General features: G+C 42.0%; 13 protein-coding genes. 6 read left to right on the forward strand and 7 right to left on the reverse strand.

All coding sequences use genetic code 11. From position 1 onward, the window contains the following. Positions 1-203 precede the first annotated feature (203 nt). Entirely contained in the window at positions 204-764 is a 561-nt protein-coding gene (locus tag ABEF84_RS12650; RefSeq protein WP_347455969.1) for a hypothetical protein, read from the forward strand. Positions 765-814: 50 nt separating this feature from the next. Here the strand turns inward: ABEF84_RS12650 and infC are convergent, their stop codons facing one another. From infC to ABEF84_RS12670, 4 genes are all read right to left on the reverse strand, one after another. Further along, complete coding sequence (infC, locus tag ABEF84_RS12655) at positions 815-1366, reverse strand: translation initiation factor IF-3 (protein ID WP_081403448.1); 552 nt, start codon at positions 1364-1366, stop codon at positions 815-817. A 5-nt stretch (positions 1367-1371) separates the two neighbouring features. After that, the gene (gene thrS, locus ABEF84_RS12660) at positions 1372-3294 is read right to left on the reverse strand and encodes a threonine--tRNA ligase (protein ID WP_347453108.1); all 1923 of its coding nucleotides are present in this window, start codon (positions 3292-3294) and stop codon (positions 1372-1374) included. 274 nt (positions 3295-3568) lie between these two features. Further along, positions 3569-4726 (reverse strand): alanine racemase, encoded by a 1158-nt coding sequence (locus ABEF84_RS12665; protein ID WP_347453109.1) that lies wholly within the window; start codon positions 4724-4726, stop codon positions 3569-3571. 21 nt (positions 4727-4747) lie between these two features. After that, positions 4748-6028 carry a D-arabinono-1,4-lactone oxidase gene (locus ABEF84_RS12670; RefSeq protein ID WP_347454737.1) on the reverse strand — a complete coding sequence of 427 codons (1281 nt, stop codon included), beginning with the start codon at positions 6026-6028 and terminating at the stop codon, positions 4748-4750. Positions 6029-6484: 456 nt separating this feature from the next. Between ABEF84_RS12670 and ABEF84_RS12675 the strand changes: the two genes are divergently transcribed. After that, the gene (locus tag ABEF84_RS12675) at positions 6485-8125 is read left to right on the forward strand and encodes an acyl-CoA synthetase (RefSeq protein ID WP_347464147.1); all 1641 of its coding nucleotides are present in this window, start codon (positions 6485-6487) and stop codon (positions 8123-8125) included. 240 nt (positions 8126-8365) lie between these two features. Here ABEF84_RS12675 and ABEF84_RS12680 read toward each other — a convergent pair whose 3' ends face one another. After that, positions 8366-9829: a phospholipase D family protein gene (locus tag ABEF84_RS12680; RefSeq protein ID WP_347473688.1), complete on the reverse strand. Its 1464-nt coding sequence runs from the start codon at positions 9827-9829 to the stop codon at positions 8366-8368. A 106-nt stretch (positions 9830-9935) separates the two neighbouring features. After that, on the reverse strand, positions 9936-12029 hold the full coding sequence (gene znuD, locus ABEF84_RS12685) for a zinc piracy TonB-dependent receptor ZnuD (RefSeq protein WP_347464143.1): 2094 nt from the start codon (positions 12027-12029) through the stop codon (positions 9936-9938). Positions 12030-12173: 144 nt separating this feature from the next. Here znuD and ABEF84_RS12690 point away from each other — a divergent pair, with 144 nt between their 5' ends. The 4 genes from ABEF84_RS12690 to ABEF84_RS12705 all read left to right on the forward strand — a co-directional run bounded on the left by ABEF84_RS12690 (position 12174) and on the right by ABEF84_RS12705 (position 16361). Continuing rightward, complete coding sequence (locus ABEF84_RS12690) at positions 12174-12947, forward strand: DUF4184 family protein (protein ID WP_347464141.1); 774 nt, start codon at positions 12174-12176, stop codon at positions 12945-12947. A gap of 160 nt (positions 12948-13107) precedes the next feature. Further along, positions 13108-14892, forward strand: coding sequence for an aspartate--tRNA ligase (gene aspS, locus ABEF84_RS12695; protein ID WP_034584819.1), 1785 nt, complete (start codon positions 13108-13110; stop codon positions 14890-14892). Positions 14893-15132: 240 nt separating this feature from the next. Further along, positions 15133-16029, forward strand: coding sequence for a lysophospholipid acyltransferase family protein (locus tag ABEF84_RS12700; RefSeq protein ID WP_347473882.1), 897 nt, complete (start codon positions 15133-15135; stop codon positions 16027-16029). A gap of 113 nt (positions 16030-16142) precedes the next feature. Beyond that, positions 16143-16361 (forward strand): hypothetical protein, encoded by a 219-nt coding sequence (locus ABEF84_RS12705; RefSeq protein WP_034584664.1) that lies wholly within the window; start codon positions 16143-16145, stop codon positions 16359-16361. Positions 16362-16427: 66 nt separating this feature from the next. Here the strand turns inward: ABEF84_RS12705 and ABEF84_RS12710 are convergent, their stop codons facing one another. Continuing rightward, on the reverse strand, positions 16428-18407 hold the full coding sequence (locus tag ABEF84_RS12710) for an acyltransferase family protein (RefSeq protein WP_347473689.1): 1980 nt from the start codon (positions 18405-18407) through the stop codon (positions 16428-16430). Between the last annotated feature and the right edge of the window lie 18 nt (positions 18408-18425).

Here is an 18425-nt window from a genome sequence, read left to right on the forward strand (position 1 = left end):
ATTTATGTCTGACATTTTTATAAATTCAATCCTAATCAAAATCAATTCAACACAAATATGCCGCTATTTTAGCCAGATTTTAGGATGGATTGGTGATAGAAGAAATTCTGTGTTTTCTTCCCTACCAAGACCTCTAGGACTCTTTCTTTTTAAATTCCAAGTAAATAATATGAGTTAAGAACTTTATAAAAATTAAATAAATAATGAAAACTCAAAACCATTCTTATCCTATTTTTATTTTTCAGTGTGCCTCCATTTTAAGCTTATATGCCCCCATAGGAGTGATATTGATTCTTTGGAAAATGGGACTCGATAATGGAATACCCTTCTTGGAGGTTTTAAACACCCTTGTCAAAGAAGCTCCTCGTTCTTTGTTATATATGTTGATTTTTCTGCTGATTTCAGTCGCTTTATGGAATGTACGATTGCATATTACCGAGTCTAAAATTTATTACAGTGTGCTTGGCATTCCCCCATTGTGGTCAATCAAACGTGAAGATATTACAAATAGTCGATTTAATAAGAAATATGACCCACCATATTATTATGTCAAACGAAAGCTAACACGCTTTGATACTCCTGAATCAGAACAGCATTTTAATTTTCGTTATGGTACGGTGGAATTTATCTTTATTCAGAAAAGTTTACGCAACAGATTAAGACAGAGATTTGCTCTCATTAATCTAGGCAACTTCTCGAAAAATTACACTACTCAAATCGTGAATGACCTAAAGCAGCATTGGGATTTAAATACAGAAGTTTAAAAATAAAAAAGCCCTGCGATTGCAGGGCTTTTTTAACAGTCAGGGAGTGCTTACTTTTTCTTTTTAGGACCAAGCAGCATACCCATTTGACGGCCTTCCATCTTAGGTGCTTGTTCTACTACACCGACTTCGGCCACGTCAGCTTCAATTTTTTGCAATTGAGCCAGACCCAGCTGTTGGTGAGCCATCTCACGACCGCGGAAGCGCAGTGTGATTTTCACTTTGTTACCTTCCTCAAGAAACTTGAGGATAGCACGCAATTTAACGTTGTAATCACCAACATCAGTACCAGGGCGTAGCTTGATTTCTTTCACCTGTACTTGATGTTGTTTTTTCTTCGCTTCTTTCTGCTTTTGTTTCAGATCAAACAAATGCTTGTTGTAGTCCATGATTTTACAAACAGGTGGCTCAGCATTGGCCACGATCTCAACCAGGTCAAGATCAGCAGCTTCTGCAGCGCGCAATGCTTCTGCAAGGCTGACAATACCTTTTTGTTCACCATTCTCGTCTACAAGACGGACTTCTTTAGCACGAATTTCATCATTCAACGCAGGACGGTTTGACTTGTTACCGCCCTGTTGATTACGGTCAGGCTGTTTAATCGCTGTTACTCCACAATGTACCGGCCGCGTTCGGCAACGGCTGCTTTTACCAGGTCAACGAAAGCATCGATTGACATGGTACCCAAATTTTTCCCTGAGCGCGTACGGACATTTACCGTACCTTCTTCTACTTCACGGTCCCCAAGTACCAGTAGATAAGGAATACGCTCTAAAGTACGTTCACGAATCTTAAAGCCGATTTTCTCATTTCTCAAGTCGGAAATCGCACGGATACCGCTTTCTTTAAGTTTTGCGACGACTGACTCACAAGCAGCTGCCTGAGAATCTGTAATATTCATGACACACGCCTGAACTGGTGATAACCAAGGTGGCATAAAGCCGGCGTAGTGCTCAATAAGTATACCAATAAAACGTTCGAAACTGCCAAGAATTGCACGGTGCAACATTACTGGCTGATCACGATCGTTATCTTCGGTCACATAAGATGCATCAAGACGTTCTGGCAGATTGAAGTCACACTGGATAGTACCGCATTGCCATACACGGCCTAGGCAGTCTTTCAGTGAGAATTCAATCTTCGGACCATAGAATGCACCTTCACCTGGTTGCAGTTCCCACTCCAGTCCAGCAGCATCTAAAGCATCTGCTAATGCTTTTTCTGCCATATCCCAAAGCTTATCATCACCCACACGTTTTTCAGGACGTGTAGACAACTTCATTTGTACTTCTTCGAAGCCAAAGTCTTTGTATACGTCTAGTGTCAATTTGATAAAGTCTGCAACTTCCGAGCCGATCTGGTCTTTGGTACAGAAAATATGTGCATCATCCTGAGTGAAGCCACGCACACGCATAATGCCATGTAAAGAACCAGATGGCTCGTTACGGTGACATGAACCAAACTCTGCCAGACGGATTGGCAGGTCACGGTAAGATTTCAAACCTTGGTTGAAGACCTGTACGTGACAAGGACAGTTCATTGGTTTCACCGCATAGTTACGGTTTTCTGAACTAGTAGTAAACATGTTTTCTGCGTAGTTGGCAGCGTGACCAGATTTTTCCCACAGGGTGAAGTCAACGACTTGCGGCGTACGGATTTCCTGGTAACCATTTTCCTGCTGCACTTTACGCATGTACTGTTCCAGTACTTGGTAAATAGTCCAGCCATTTGGATGCCAGAACACCATACCCGGTGCTTCTTCCTGCATGTGGAACAGGTCGAGAGCTTTACCGATTTTACGATGGTCACGTTTTTCTGCTTCTTCAATACGTTTGATGTAGGCAGCCAGCTGTTTCTTATCTGCCCAAGCAGTACCGTAGATGCGTTGTAGCTGTTCATTTTTCGCATCACCACGCCAGTACGCGCCTGACATTTTAGTCAGTTTGAACGATTTCAGGAATTTAGTGTTTGGTACGTGCGGACCACGGCACATATCCACATATTCCTGGTGGAAATACAGACCCATCTGTTTTTCATCTGGCATGTCTTCAACCAGACGCAGTTTGTAGTCTTCACCACGTTCAGTGAATACTTTGATCACTTCGTCACGTGGGGTCATTTTCTTGATGACATCGTAATCTTGATCGATGAGCTTCTTCATACGCTCTTCGATGGCTGCCAGATCGTCTAAAGTGAATGGACGTGGCATCCAGATGTCATAGTAGAAACCTTCTTCAATGACTGGGCCAATTACCATTTTCGCTTCTGGGAACAATTGCTTAACTGCATGGCCCACCAAGTGCGCGCAAGAGTGACGGATAATTTCCAGACCTTCGTCATCTTTAGGCGTGATAATTTGTAGTGTTGCATCTTCAGTAATCAAATCGCATGCATCGACTAAACGACCATTCACACGACCCGCAACAGTATTTTTTGCAAGACCAGAACCGATGCTTTGAGCAACTTCCATTACAGATACGGCTTGATCAAATTGTTTTTGATCGCCATTCGGCAAAGTGATAATTGGCATAAGAAATCCTTAAGGAGTGATGCCCCGTACAATAGAGCATATCACCGCGAGATTATGATCGAGGAGAACCTCAAAAGATAAAAACGGTGGATAAATAAAAAATCGCCTAGAATTTTACACGTCTCGAGCCGTTTAATAAACCGTTAATCCTTTTTTCTCCGCCGGAATGTCGGTTTTGTTCATTTTGGAATGGCTCTTGCGATAATACTTTGTATTTTTAGAAGGATTTTCCTAGGCTTCCTCCACTCACTTTATTTCATTTTTTCTTTAAACATTATTCTCTGAAATTTTCCCATTGCTTGTACTGCCCTCCTTCATAAGCATACAGAGAGGCAAACTGCGGCAGAATCGACTCGCTTTGTGCCGGGCGGAAAAATACATAATCATCCACCTGAATCTGGCAGCTAAATGGTACCTGCAATAGTTCCTGATTGCTGCTGCGTCCATACAGTCGATGCGGCCGTGCCCCCAGCGGATAAATACATTTGCCACGCCAGTAACCGCCATAGATACACACCGCTTTTTGCTTTGGCTGAAAACGGCTAAGCTTTTCCAGTCCCGGCAACTGCAACTGATCTAGCACTTTTAGCACTGGTGCCGCAATCCATATGGCTGGCTGCATGTGTTCCAGCCCTTCCAAGTCAAAATCAGTTGGCTTCAGCAACATGGAACCAAAGGACACATCATTACACACGGTTTGGATAAAATGATGATGCAGCGTGCCACTACCAGCTCCGTTCAAACACAGACTGTTTGGGTCCAGTTCCGGCAGGATCTGGCACATGATGTCGATAAAATCGAGATAGCGTTGCTGGGACTTTTGATAAGTATGGACCGGAGAAAAAATCGTCTTGGGCAGTTTCGCCACATGCGCATCATAGCCCATCAAGCCACTCAAGCTGAGCTGCTCAGGATGACTTTTGATCATCGCCAGGCAATCCATGAAATGCTCCATGTCTGCCAGTCCACCACGATGCAGGCCGATATCAATCTCCAGATTGACCCGTAGCTGCAAATTGTGTTCTTTGGCATAAGTCAGATACTGCCTGAGGCGATGGGAAGAATCGATCAGCCACTGTACTTTAGGTAAATGCTCAGCCTGACTTTCCACAAAAGTTTTTAAACCTTGTAACAGTACCGGTTTACCCATCAGGATATCCGGCTCTCTGTAATCATTCAGGATATGTAGCGCATGCGGCAGGTGAAACACCATAAAGGCTTGGGTATGCAAGGCTTTGGCAATGTGTTTTAGCAATACTGCATTGGCCAGTGACTTCACCACCAGCCGTGGCTTCAGATGCGTTGGAATTTTATTTTGTAACCAGTCAATATTCTGTTCCAGTGTAGGCACATCCAGAATCAATTGTGGTTGGCCGTTACCCTGTTGTTTGAGACTCTTCTGGAGTTCCTGAAAATAATCAAGATAGACCATGTCATGCCCTCCTTTGTTCATTCAGGACGGAATGAACAGACGCTCAAGATAAGGATTGAGCCATTTTCCTTCCGGGTCAAGTGCTTTCCGTAGCTGTTGGAATTCCTCCCATTTTGGATAGAGTTCACATAGCTGACGAGCATGTAATGAATGCAGTTTACCCCAATGCGGACGCCCGCCATATTTCAAAAATATCGGCTCGACCAGATTAAAAACTACCTGATAATCCTGCTTATAGAACTGGTGCACCGAAATCGAGACCGAATCACGCTGATAGAATGGACTTAGCCAAATGTCATCACCGCGCACATAGCGAAATTCAATCGGAAAAAACACGGGCGCATTTTGTCGCCGCAACACCTCCATGATTTCCTCAAAACAGGCCAGCCCCTGTTTAACAGGTAGCTGATATTCCATTTCATTAAAGCGAGTATTGCGTACACTCGGAAAAATCCGGCTGGACCAATCTACTGCCGTTGAAGGTCGAATGAAGACATTGAGTAGACGCTGCAACCAAGGATTCAGTCCCGGCCACAGTCGGGTCAATTCACAGCACATTTTCAAAATAAAGTCTTCATCCATCCAGCCATCTGGACGAGCCTGTGTATCCTCTTCGGTTTCATCCAGTATTTTTAAAATGACGTTATCAGAATGATTAAAAGCCCAGAATTCAACATGCCGGTGCTGGTGCTTCCATTGGTCGATATGAGCATACAGCTCATTCAGAGAACAAAGCCGGATCTGTTCACGCAGACGGTACATCGGCCGGTTCTTTAGCTGAATTCTGGTCATGATACCTAAACTGCCAAAAGCTACCCGACCGGCGGTAAAGATTTCTGGATTTTCCGTTGAGCTACACTGAATCAGGCTTCCATCCGCCAGCATGAGTTCGAATTCAGAAACCAATGCAGATAAACAAGGAAGCGTTATCCCGGTGCCATGTGTGCCTGTACCGATCGCACCCGCCAGACTCTGCTTATCAATATCACCCTGGTTCACCAAAGCCTGATCAATGGTGGCCAGCTTTTCTCCTACATCATGCAGTCGAGTACCCGCCCAGAAAGTACTACGACATTGCTCACGATCATAGCCACACATGCCCTTGAGCTGATCTAGGCAGATCAGAATATCATTGGTTTTGGCTAGGGCACTAAAGGAATGACTGGCACCAACGACACGCAACTTGGGATAAACACGAACCAATCCCTGCAACATTTCCACACTATAAGGATGGAAAATATGAGGATTTGATCGTTGTGAACCGGACCAGTTGGCCCACATCTGTGCTGGTGCTATTTCCATAGCGGCTTCCTTTTACCCCGTTTAACCCATCAACTCGGGCTGTTATTCTTATTATTTTTAGGGTTTTGTTATATTATTCTCATCATGCAGCTTTTCTGAGAAAAAGTCAATAAAAATCTTATAAAACTTATTAATTTATAATTACTTGCAAAATAATTTGATTTTAATAGTCACCAATCCAGCAAAATGAGTCTGGATCTTTGAATAGCTGATCAATATAAATCGGTCAGTATTACCACTTGTCTCTATCTCATCCATTTTTTCTATATTTCCAGAATGCTCCGACATACAAAGTAACAGTTATGCTGTTTGAATAAAAATCCGTAAAAACAAAAATCTACAGCTAAAAATATAAATTATGGATCAGGCTCGACTAAAGCATAAATGTCAAACCGGTGCAGAATTGCTAGATTTAGAGTAATTACACAATAATTATTTTATTCATGGAGTAGAACAATGGTCAGTGCATACGATGAATTACCACGCACGCCAGCAAATTTTGTAGCGCTTTCACCTTTACGCTATCTCGATCGTGCGGCCTATATCTATCCCAACCAGAATGCTATCATTCATGGCCAGCGTGAAATCACCTGGCGTGAAACCTACAAACGCTGCCGTCAGTTTGCCCATCAATTGCAACAACTGGGTGTGGGCAAGAACGATACTGTTTCTGTGCTATTACCGAATGTCCCAGCCATGATCGAAGCGCACTTTGCGATCCCGATGGCAGGTGCAGTACTCAATACCCTTAATACCCGTCTGGATGCCAAGACACTGGCATTTATGCTGGAACATGCAGAAACCAAAGTTTTGCTGGTCGATCCTGAATTTACTGCTCTGGCGCAAGAAGCGCTGGCACTGATCAATCAGGACATTTATGTCATCGATGTGGCAGACGAAAATTATGAACTGCCAGGTACTCGTATTGGTCAGATCGAATACGAAGACTGGCTGGCCAAAGGTGATCCAAACTTTGAATGGCACCTGCCAGGCGATGAATGGGATGCGATCAGCCTAAACTATACTTCAGGTACAACCGGTAACCCGAAAGGTGTGGTTTATCATCACCGTGGTGCTTATATCAATGCAGCGAGTAATATCATTGCCTGCGGTATGACCCCGCGTGCAACTTATCTCTGGACCCTACCACTGTTCCACTGTAATGGCTGGTGTTTTGCCTGGACTATGGCAGCCAACGGCGGTACCAATATTTGCTTGCGTAAAGTTGATCCTGAACTGATTTTCCAGTTGATTGCCAAACACAAAGTTGATTATTTCTGTGGTGCACCGATTGTGCTGTCAATGCTGATCAATACTCCAGCAGAGAAGAAAACCCAGTTCGATCACCGCGTCGAAGTGATGGTCGCTGGTGCTGCCCCTCCAGCAGCCATTATTGAAGGCATGCGTAATATCGGCATCAATGTGACTCACGTGTATGGCTTGACTGAAACCTATGGCCCTTCTGCGCTGTGTGCTTCACAAGCGGGTTGGTCAGATCTGTCGATTCAAGAACAGGCACAGTTACACTCACGCCAAGGCGTACCGTATCCACTGCAAGATGGTATGAAGGTACTGGACCCTGAAACCATGCAGGAAGTGCCACATGATGGTAAGACTCTTGGTGAAATCATGTTCCGTGGCAATATCGTGATGAAAGGCTATCTGAAAAATCCTGAAGCGACGGCGGAAGCTTTTGCTGGTGGCTGGTTCCATACCGGTGACCTTGCGGTTTGTCAGCCGGATGGTTATGCCAAGATTACTGACCGTTCTAAAGATGTGATCATCTCGGGTGGTGAAAATATTTCTTCACTGGAAGTTGAAGAAGTCCTGTATCAGCATCCTGCCATTCTGACGGCTGCCGTGGTGGCAAAACCGGATCCACACTGGCAGGAAGTACCATGTGCCTTCATCGAATTAAAAGAAGGCTTTGATGTGACACCAGAAGAAATCATGGAATTCTGCCGTCAGCATCTGGCACGCTTCAAGGTGCCGAAAGATGTAGTGATTACTGAAATTCCGAAAACTTCGACTGGCAAGCTGCAAAAGTTTGTACTGCGTGAATGGGCCAAAGAGCGCTCGACTGGTGAATTTAGCTAATCACCAACCCTTTTGCTCATGCAGGCAAGGTAAAGGATGCTGAGCCTGCAGATTTTTATCGCTGACAGCGAGTCTGGTTCCCAGTCCAGAACACTCCTGTCAGCGTTTTTTATTCTCTTCAAAAATTTAGTGGGTCTTAGCATTCTTAGGAGCTAAAGCTCAATATATCGTCAATTTAAGTAAGGCTGAAAAACAAAAAAGGAAGCCATTTCGACTTCCTTTTTTCTAGTGAAAATAAATCTAGAACGTCGACCATCCACTCCATTCCATAAAGCGGTACAGCCAGTATTTCCAGCGCGAGTCATCCTGATAAGCAGAATAATCCAGACTGGCTTTTCGGCCATCCAGATTCGACCATGAACTTTCAAAATAACGCTGGGCATCCACGAAAACAGCAGACTGTGGTGAACCCACCACGCGCATATCCGTTTCCAGATTATAGTTTTTCAGATTACGGGCAGTAAAATTCGCTGAACCCAAAATCATCTCGGCCTGCGAACCATTACGCTTGATAATGATCTTGCTATGGCATTGCTCGCCTTGCGTATTGCACCAACGTACATCAATACCCGCCTGATGCAGTTCATGCGCCACCTGACGGTTGGGCACGCCATTTTTCTGACGACCAAAAGCATCCTTGTTCGGATCCAGCAAAATACGCAACTGCACACCACGCTCATGGGCAGCCAGAAGCGCCTTAACAATTTTGCGTTCCGACAGGTAGAATACAGCCAAATCGATATGATCGCCTTTTTTCGCAGTGTTAATCAGATTTAAGGTCGCATCATAAATGCCCTTTTCCGTCAGTACCTGTGCCTGTGGCTCGGTTTTCGCCGCTTCAAATTCACCGGCAATGACTGCAGGCATATTGGCACCTGACATCATGCCGACACTCTGTTCAGTCTGTAGAAGATCTAGGGCAGTTTTGCCTTTGACCACCAGTGCAATATTGGAATGGCGTGAACTACCATCATGCGGGTTCATGGAAGTGACCAATCCCTTCCAGCCGTCATCTGTATCGACGACCAAAGTTTTACGGTGATTGGCCTTGAAATTCAGCAAATTAAAATAGCTGCGCAGCGTGATTTTTTCATCGCCAAACGGATTTGGCAGCCAGCCTTTCTGCGGATTATTACCAATACCCTGACAGCACAAATACCAGAAACCCGACCACATCGGATTGGAAGCACGTAACGGTGTTAGATCAGTTTCAATCAAATCAACACCATGCTGGCGTAGCTGCCGGTAATGTTCAGGCGAAATCCCGCCATAAACTGAATTGATCGGATCGGTAATCAGCTTCACTTCCAGTTCAGGATTGAGAATGCGCTTGTTGATCAAGGCATCGGTAAGCTGCTTGGTTAGCTGCTCATGTTCCAGCTTAGATTCCCCAACTTCAGTATTGAACAGAAACATGTCCAGCACGATCAGGCTTTTGGCCTCCTCGATCATGCTCAACATTTCCTTGAAAATATGGTGATCCAGCTGCTGCTTGCCCTGAGCATCAATATAGGTCTGATCTGCCAGAAATTTCACTTCAGAATGACGTAATTGGCCTGTGTAATTCAAGCCATCTGGTAATGGCTTGAAGGTGTGATACAGCGCTGCACCCAGATAACTTATCGCAAGCAATATAAGGATAACTGCCATATAACGGCGTCCTGACCAATTTAGTTTATTGTGAATTCGCTGAAAGATACGCATATAAAAAAACCTAACCCAATATAATCAGGCTAGGTTTTATCTGATGATTTTTCAAGTCATTTTCAGTGTTTTGGCCGGAATGCAGCCATTTACACCTGTCACATCCTTAGAAATCGTACTCTATACCCACAGTAAAGTTACGCCCTACTTGCGGGATATTCGACAGGAAAGAGGTGTGTGAATAAACCTGGTCATCTAACAAATTATTGGCTTTCAGGTACACGCGATAAGTATTATTATCGGCAATGCTATTGGTATAGCTTAAGCCGACATTAACCATATTGTAGCCCCGGGTTTCATCCTCAAAGTCTGCAAATTTATTCTGTTTGAATACATGATAATACTCTGCCAGACCTGACCAGCCATCGGCAAAATCAGCTTCGACCTTGGTACCTAAACGGCCTGCCGGGACACGTGGGGCATTGTCACCATCAATCTTGCCACGCACATAGTCACCAAATACACCCAACTTATAAGTGTCATTCAGTGCATAAGTCGCTTCTGCTTCTGCACCATAGAAACGGGCTTTGTCTTGCGTGTAGTCAACTAGACGGAAGTCACCTTCACGATCTGTAGTCGCACCATAGATATAGTTATCAAACCAGTTATGGTAAATATGTGCGTGGTAGTTCAGCTTATCACCTTCATATTCAAAGCCAAGCTCCAGATTATTAGATTTTTCTACATCTAAATCAGGATTTCCACGCTCATAGGTATTCGTCGCAAAATGGATACCATCTGCATAAAGCTCTTGAGCCAGTGGCAAACGTTGCTGATGTGAACCCACGAGAGAAAGCTTGTAATTAGGAGCAAATTCCCAATTCGCTGCTGCTGATCCGGATACGCCCGTGTCAGAGTAATTCTTTTGATCTGACACGACTTTAACTTTTTGATGTTCTACACGTGTACCCAGTTCAACATGTACATCACCGATTTGCTTATGTTCCAGACCAAAGAGACTATATTTTTCAGTTTTGGTATCTGGCATGACTACGCTTTCATGCGAATGATCACCATGAGATTCAGATGATCCAGATAAATCAATCTTCTGTTGGCTATATTGAGTTCCAATCACTCCTTCCCAGCCAGCGACTGGTACATGCACCAGCTCTAAACGACCATCATAGCCTTTACTTTTAAAATTACTGATGACTTCATTTTCTTCGAGTTCATCATGCTCATAATTGGTAAAGCTGGCATGAGTACGTAATTTTTCAAAACCAGCAAAAGGCTGTTCCAGTTCAGTACGCACCTCATAACGTTCAGATTTCAGGTCTACCCACGGACCACCATGTGCGTGTTCTTCTTCAATAGGCTCTGACGCTGGTGCTCCATGACCACCACAATGAATTTCTTCTCCATGTGGATGACATTCATGATATTCATGACTATGCCCTGGCAAGCCATATTGATCCTGGCGATTACTATAAGACAGGCCAACGAAACCACGATCATGAATCCATGAACCACCAACGTTTACAGTCTGGCCTTCCGAGAAGGTATTTCCCACATGACGCTCTTTTTCCAATTCACCGTCATGATCATGAAAATAATCCGGGGCAATATAGTTATTGGCTTTGTGTTTAGAACCTTCTACACGTAAAGCAAAGTTCTCACCTATACCAGCAGTTACACCTGCACTTGCTAATTTTTCATCACTACCAGAGTTGTAACGTAGTCCAACTTTACCTTCCAAATCATCTTCCGGCATTTGGGTTGGAATTTTCTGGTCAGTGACATTGACCAGACCACCAACAGTACCAGCACCGTAAAGTAAGGTTGAGGGCCCACGAATCACTTCGACCTGTTTGGCCAGAATCGGATCAACCGTCACGGCATGATCCGGTGACAAAGTTGAAACGTCTGCTGTTTCAGAAGCATGTTGTAACACTTTTACCCGTGGTCCATCCTGGCCACGAATGACCGGACGGCTGGCACCAGTACCATACTGATTGGAATACACCCCTAACTGACCAGCCATGGCATCTCCAATGGTAGTGGCGCCTTCAGCCAGCACTTTCTGATCAATTACCTGATCAGCCACGGCAAAGTCTGCTGCAGTCTGTACTAAAGGATGGGCCTGAATCTGGATGGTTTCCAAGGTTTGTACCGGCCCAGCAGATTGTTCTGGTTGTGCCCAAGCTACGGGCGTGACAACTGCAAAAATGGAGAGTGTTATTAAGTTCTTATGAAACGACATGACCCAAGCTCAAAATGTTCAAAACAGAATAACGTTATAATATAACATTTCATTACTTTTACAATCATTTCTTTTGATTTAGGCTATACTTTAGATCTGATTTTGTTATTTAGATTCTGATTCCTAGCCAGTACATTTTTATATATGCCCTTTACCTTATCCCACGCCGTACTTGCTCCGCCGCTCTCAAAATTAACAGGCAATCGTCTACCTGTAGCAGCATTGGCAATTGGCTGTATGGTGCCGGATTTATATCGGCTGTTTGTCAGATATGGATATGATGATCCCTATTTAGCACATTACTGGAGTTCATTACTTTATCCCGATTTAATACTAGGGCTTTGTTTCAGCTTTTGCTGGTACATCTTATATCGCCCGGTCATTTATCGTTTTTGTGGCATCCAACATCCCTTAAATATCAATAATTTTTTTAGTGCTTTTAAATTTGGTCTTGGCACCATGTTTGCCGTACTTATTGGTGTCTGTACGCATATCCTTTGGGATGGTCTGACCCATGCAGATTTTCGCACTGTTATATTCAAATCTTTTTTATCAAAAGATATTTCCTTATTTGGGCATATTTATCCCTTACACCGCACCCTACAAATTGGTAGTTCAATCTTAGTACTTCCTATTTTAGGCTGGATGTTGTATCGCTATTACCAACGTTATCAACAGCATTTAAAAGTCAGGAAAAACGTAGTTTTATTAGGATGGGGGTTAACAATTCTATCAATCTTGTCTGGTCTTATTTCAGTTGCAGATTATTTACGCTATTTTCCTTGGCATGTCATTTCCTCTGATCTTTATCATCTCATTGGGATTACATTTAATGTGTTTACTCAAACTGCTCTTATAGTCTTTACCTTTGGATGTATGCTCTTTCTATTTTTGGATCGTAATTCCCGTCTGGGTTAGAGTCTTCAACAGAACCACAGATTTCCACGCAAAATCGTATTGTTTTTCACGCAAGTTCTTGTGACAACATGCTCAAAGAGGCATAATCCTACCTTTGCAAAAGGCGGTACGCTGTTTACGTATACGCTTCCTTAACCCATATAGTTGGATTTTTTACGCTATGATGCGAACTCATTACTGCGGTTCTTTAACCGAAGCTCAAATTGACCAGACCGTAACGATTTGCGGCTGGGTACACCGTCGCCGTGACCATGGTGGTGTTATCTTCCTTGACATGCGTGACCGTGATGGTCTCGTGCAAGTGGTTATTGACCCAGATACTCCTGAAGCATTCGCAACTGCGGACAAATCACGTTCAGAATACGTATTAAAAATTACAGGTCGTGTACGTCGTCGTTACGCAGGCACTGAAAACGCGAATATGGTAAGCGGCCAGATCGAAGTTCTGGGTAAAGAAATCGAAGTTCTTGCTCAGTCTGAAACTCCGCCATTCCCATTGAATGACGAAAATGCCAATATTTCTGAAGAAATCCGCCTGAAATACCGCTTCCTGGACATCCGTCGTCCAGAAATGATCGACCGTTTACGTTTCCGTTCTAAAGTGACTACGCTGATCCGTAACTACCTGGATGAACATGGTTTCCTAGACGTTGAAACGCCTATTTTGACTCGTGCGACTCCTGAAGGCGCACGTGACTACCTGGTACCAAGCCGTGTTTCTAATGGTAGCTTCTACGCGCTTCCACAATCTCCACAACTGTTCAAACAGTTGTTAATGGTGGGTGGTGTAGACCGTTACTACCAAATCGCGAAATGTTTCCGTGACGAAGACTTACGTGCGGATCGTCAGCCTGAATTCACTCAAATCGACATTGAAACATCGTTCATGAGTGACGATGATATTATGGATTTAATGGAAGGCATGACCGTTAAGATGTTCGATGAACTTCTTGGCGTGAAATTCGACAAATTCCAACGTATGCCTTATTCAGAAGCAATGCGTGACTACGCTTCTGACAAACCAGATTTACGTATTCCTTTGAAACTTGTCGACGTTGCAGACTTAATGCAAGACGTTGAATTCAAAGTATTCGCAGGTCCTGCAAAAGATCCTAAAGGCCGTATTGTTGCCCTGCGTGTTCCTGGTGCTGGTTCATTACCACGTAGCCAAATCGACGAATACACTAAATTCGTAGGCATTTATGGCGCTAAAGGTCTGGCTTACATCAAAGTCAACGAGCTAGAAAAAGGTATCGAAGGCCTGCAATCTCCAATCGTGAAATTCATCGAGCCAGTGGTTCTGGATCTGTTGAAACGTGTTGGTGCTGAAAATGGCGATATCGTCTTCTTCGGTGCAGACAAAGCCAAAGTTGTAAATGATGCGATGGGCGCACTTCGTGTGAAAATCGGTCATGACCTGAATCTTGCAACTTGTGAATGGGCTCCGCTTTGGGTGGTTGACTTCCCAATGTTCGAAGAAACTGATGATGGCAAATGGACTTCTGTTCACCACCCATTCACACTGCCAAAATCAAGTGTTGAAGAAGTGAAGAACAACCCAGGTGAAGCATTATCTGTGGCTTACGATATGGTACTGAACGGTACTGAAATCGGTGGTGGTTCACTGCGTATCTATACTCTGGAAATGCAAAAAGCGATCTTCGAAGCGCTAGGTATTTCTGAAGAAGAAGCGGAAGAGAAATTCAGCTTCTTGCTGAATGCTCTGAAATTCGGTGCACCTCCTCACGGTGGTCTGGCATTCGGTCTGGATCGTCTAGTAATGTTGATGACTGGTGCTTCTTCAATCCGTGACGTGATTGCATTCCCGAAAACCAAGACAGCTGAATGTCCATTGACTCAAGCACCTGCACCAGTTGAACCGACTCAATTGCGTGATCTTGGTATTCGTTTACGCGAAAAACCAAAAGCAGAAGAAGCTAAATAATCTTTAATAACTGATGTCAAAAAGCCCTGCTCTTGCAGGGCTTTTTTATCATAATTAGTGTTATTTTTGATAATATTCGCTAAGGCTTTAAGCCTAAAAAATATTTAAAATCATCGTTATTACTAAGATGAAATAATTTTAAAATCTATTATTTCAAATTGTCTATTTTGTTATTTAGCTGCTTTATTATTTTTGATGATTTCTTAGATTGTTAAGCACTTACAAAATTTTTATAACCAGATTGCTAGTCTAAGAGAAACTATTTATTCCATGTATATCCTATTAAATTTTTTAGCCTTTTTACCTTTACGAATATTGCAAATGATTGGCTATCTCGGAGCATGGGTTTTATATCAGACCAACTCATCTATTCACCGTATAACAAAAATTAATATTCAGTTGGCTTTTCCAGACTTAAATACAGAACAACAAAAACATATCATTCGAAAAAGTATTCAGAGCCAATGCCTGAGTTATTTAGAATGTATTAAGTTTTGGGGCATGCCTGCCAAATACAATCTTTCCCGTATCAACCAAATTCATGGAATTGAATATTTAGAACATGCACTGAATGAGAAAAAAGGCGTGATTGTCGTCGTTCCTCATTTTGGCAGTTGGGAATTACTGAATGCATGGCTGTGTACACAAACACAACCTATGATTATGTACAAACCCAATAAAAGTAAAGATTTAAATCGCTACATTTTGGAAGCTCGTCAAAAAACCAATGCTATTTTAGTTCCAATTGATGAAACTGGTATACGAGCAATCTATAAGCATTTAAAACAAGGTGGGCTTACGGTTATTTTGCCCGACCATCTTCCTAAACCTTCTGGCGGTATTTATGCCAATTTCTTTAATCAGAATGTTTTATCCGGCACTATTGTGCCGAAGTTGGCTCAAAAAACACAATGTAATGTCGTAGGGATCAGCTGTATTCGTACCAATCAAGATAGTTATTTTGATATTTACTGTACTTCCGTATCAAGTGAAGTTAGCTCTAAAGATGTACCAACTGGTGTCCTATGCTTAAACCAACACATGGAACAGATGATTGCCTCTGCACCTGCACAATATATTTGGTCATATAAACGCTTTCGTAACTGTTATGGAAACGTCAATCCTTATAAAAGTTAAACAAATACATAGGATATTCAATCTATGATTGGTTATAAAAATTGAATAAATTGAGCTTCTGTCTTTAAAATGGCATAATCTGGATAGTTCTTCTTATATGTGGATTTTCTCCCATGGCAATGCGTCCTGCTGTCCGTAATCGTGGCATCATGCTGATTGTGTTTTCAGTCGTACAATGGCTGTTTATGCGCTATATCCTTGCCAACAACTTGTTCCACTTAACCACCAATGATCGAATCGTCTACTTTTGTTTAAGTAGTATTATTGGTGCTTTCCTGATTTTTGCAGGGTTGATTTATATGGTGTTGAAGGGGAACCCGGAGAAAGATTAAGATAAATTTAATTATTATTGATATTTACATAAAAATGGCTTAGTAAAATACTAAGCCATTGTTTAATTAATACGTTAATAAAGGATTACCTCTTCGTCTTAGATACTCGTCACCCAAAACTGAAGACCCTATAAAAGATAAATGATTACTATCTTTGTCTCTATATAAAGGAATATTATTTGAATGACTCTGGCAAACTAATTGATCACAAATAATAGAATTTAGATTTACAATTTCCAGATTTGGATAATCTAATTTTATTCTGTCCAAAATTTGAAGGAATCGTTTATCCCGCGAGTATAAACTTTGCACATCTGTGGTACACGCATGGTTTAATTTAAGCATAGTAACACGAGCATAACAGTTTGCTTTTAATTCAAACAACTCTGGTACATCTAGCATAAGGATAACCCTATCCGCTGACTGATAAATATTATCTAAACCTTTTTTAAAGCTTTCTACAAAAATTTCTTCGTTCGATCTTCCTGTACCATCATCAAGTTTAACCTTCTCACTCAAATAGGTCGAAAAGTATCCTGACACAACGATAATTGGATAGTGATTGGATGCTAAATGTGAAGTTAAGCTCTCATTCCTGACTTTAAATGATGAAAACTCTATATATGTGTCTCCAGTTTTTCTCTCATACAGAGCGACCCCAGGTAAATATAAACTGGTACTTTGGGTGGGATCATATCCTCTCATACCTGCGGCCTTGGCCCAAACTTCAAGTGCACCTATCAAACTATTAGCATGAGAATCACCTAATACTAAGAGATCAATATTAGCCTTATCGCGTTCTCCAAAACTACATAGTGATGCTTCTGGTAAAATAGAACGATCTTTTGGGGCATCGTGACATTCTTTTCGAACAAAATGTGCCGCAGACTGAAGAGCTTCGACTTGCTGACTGATAACAGGCTCAAATCGTCCGGGAAGACCATTATTAATTTGAATAAAACCGGACATACTTGCAAAACTAAGGCTAGGCAATAAGAATCCGATACATAGAACTTTCTTATTAGATATCGTGACCCATTTTCTAGCTGGCTTTTCACAATAAATATAAGTTAACCAAGCTAATGCTATAGTGAGCAAAACAATAAAAGCTTGAATATAAAAATCTATATTAATCAAATAAATATTAAGAAAGGCAATAATAGGCCAATGCCAAAGATACATAGGATAGGAAATTTTACCAATCCATAAAAAGGCTGAACTAGATAAAATAGTTTGCTGTTGTAAAGTCTGACTAAAATAAATAATACTAGCTGTTAATAAACATGGGATCAGAGCATTCAGACCTGGAAATTTAGTCTCTTCATTAAAAAAAATGGCTGTAATACACAGTGAAATTGTTGCTAGATAAATTAATAATTTGACTAAAATATCTTTGATACGAATTACCGGTAGAAAACTAATCAACGCTCCTAACAACATTTCACATGCGCGAACAGGCATCCGATAATATGCTTTACCAGCATTTTTCAAAATTTGCTGTTCAGCATAAAAAACTGAAGCAATAATTAATCCAATAATAATCCAGAGCATCCATTTAGGATTAGTTTTCCTTATTAGCATCAAAAGCAATAAGGGCCAGAATAGATAGAACTGTTCTTCTACTCCTAAAGACCACAAATGTAATAAAGGTACTTCCTCAACACTAGTGGAGAAATATCCTCCAACCTCCTTGCGCATATAAACATTTGCCATCAGGAAAGTTGAATATATAGCACTCTTTGCATATTCAGCCAACTCATGTGGCAACATACTGAACCAGCTAATTATTGATACTACTGTCAATACAGTAAAAAATGCTGGTGCCAGTCTAATCACCCGTTTTTTATAAAAGCTTCCTATTGAAAAATCCCCTAATTTCATGTCTTTATAAATAATTGAAGTAATCAAATAACCTGAAATTACAAAGAAAATATCAACCCCGATAAACCCTCCAGAAAATAAATGTATCCCGATATGGTTGAAAATCACCAGCAATACAGCAAGTGCCCTCAATCCATCAATTACTGGGTTATATCTAATGCTCATACAATAACTATGCAATAT

It is taken from the genome of Acinetobacter sp. ANC 7912 (assembly GCF_039862785.1).
Classification (GTDB): Bacteria; Pseudomonadota; Gammaproteobacteria; order Pseudomonadales; family Moraxellaceae; genus Acinetobacter; species Acinetobacter thermotolerans.

Coding starts and splice junctions, on each gene's coding strand:
- ABEF84_RS12650 (WP_347455969.1), top strand. CDS start 204: ATGAAAACTCAAAACCATTCTTATCCTATTTTTATTTTTCAGTGTGCC.
- thrS (WP_347453108.1), bottom strand. CDS start 3,294: ATGCCAATTATCACTTTGCCGAATGGCGATCAAAAACAATTTGATCAA.
- ABEF84_RS12665 (WP_347453109.1), bottom strand. CDS start 4,726: ATGGTCTATCTTGATTATTTTCAGGAACTCCAGAAGAGTCTCAAACAA.
- ABEF84_RS12670 (WP_347454737.1), bottom strand. CDS start 6,028: ATGGAAATAGCACCAGCACAGATGTGGGCCAACTGGTCCGGTTCACAA.
- ABEF84_RS12675 (WP_347464147.1), top strand. CDS start 6,485: ATGGTCAGTGCATACGATGAATTACCACGCACGCCAGCAAATTTTGTA.
- ABEF84_RS12680 (WP_347473688.1), bottom strand. CDS start 9,829: ATGCGTATCTTTCAGCGAATTCACAATAAACTAAATTGGTCAGGACGC.
- znuD (WP_347464143.1), bottom strand. CDS start 12,029: ATGTCGTTTCATAAGAACTTAATAACACTCTCCATTTTTGCAGTTGTC.
- ABEF84_RS12690 (WP_347464141.1), top strand. CDS start 12,174: ATGCCCTTTACCTTATCCCACGCCGTACTTGCTCCGCCGCTCTCAAAA.
- aspS (WP_034584819.1), top strand. CDS start 13,108: ATGATGCGAACTCATTACTGCGGTTCTTTAACCGAAGCTCAAATTGAC.
- ABEF84_RS12705 (WP_034584664.1), top strand. CDS start 16,143: ATGGCAATGCGTCCTGCTGTCCGTAATCGTGGCATCATGCTGATTGTG.
- ABEF84_RS12710 (WP_347473689.1), bottom strand. CDS start 18,407: ATGAGCATTAGATATAACCCAGTAATTGATGGATTGAGGGCACTTGCT.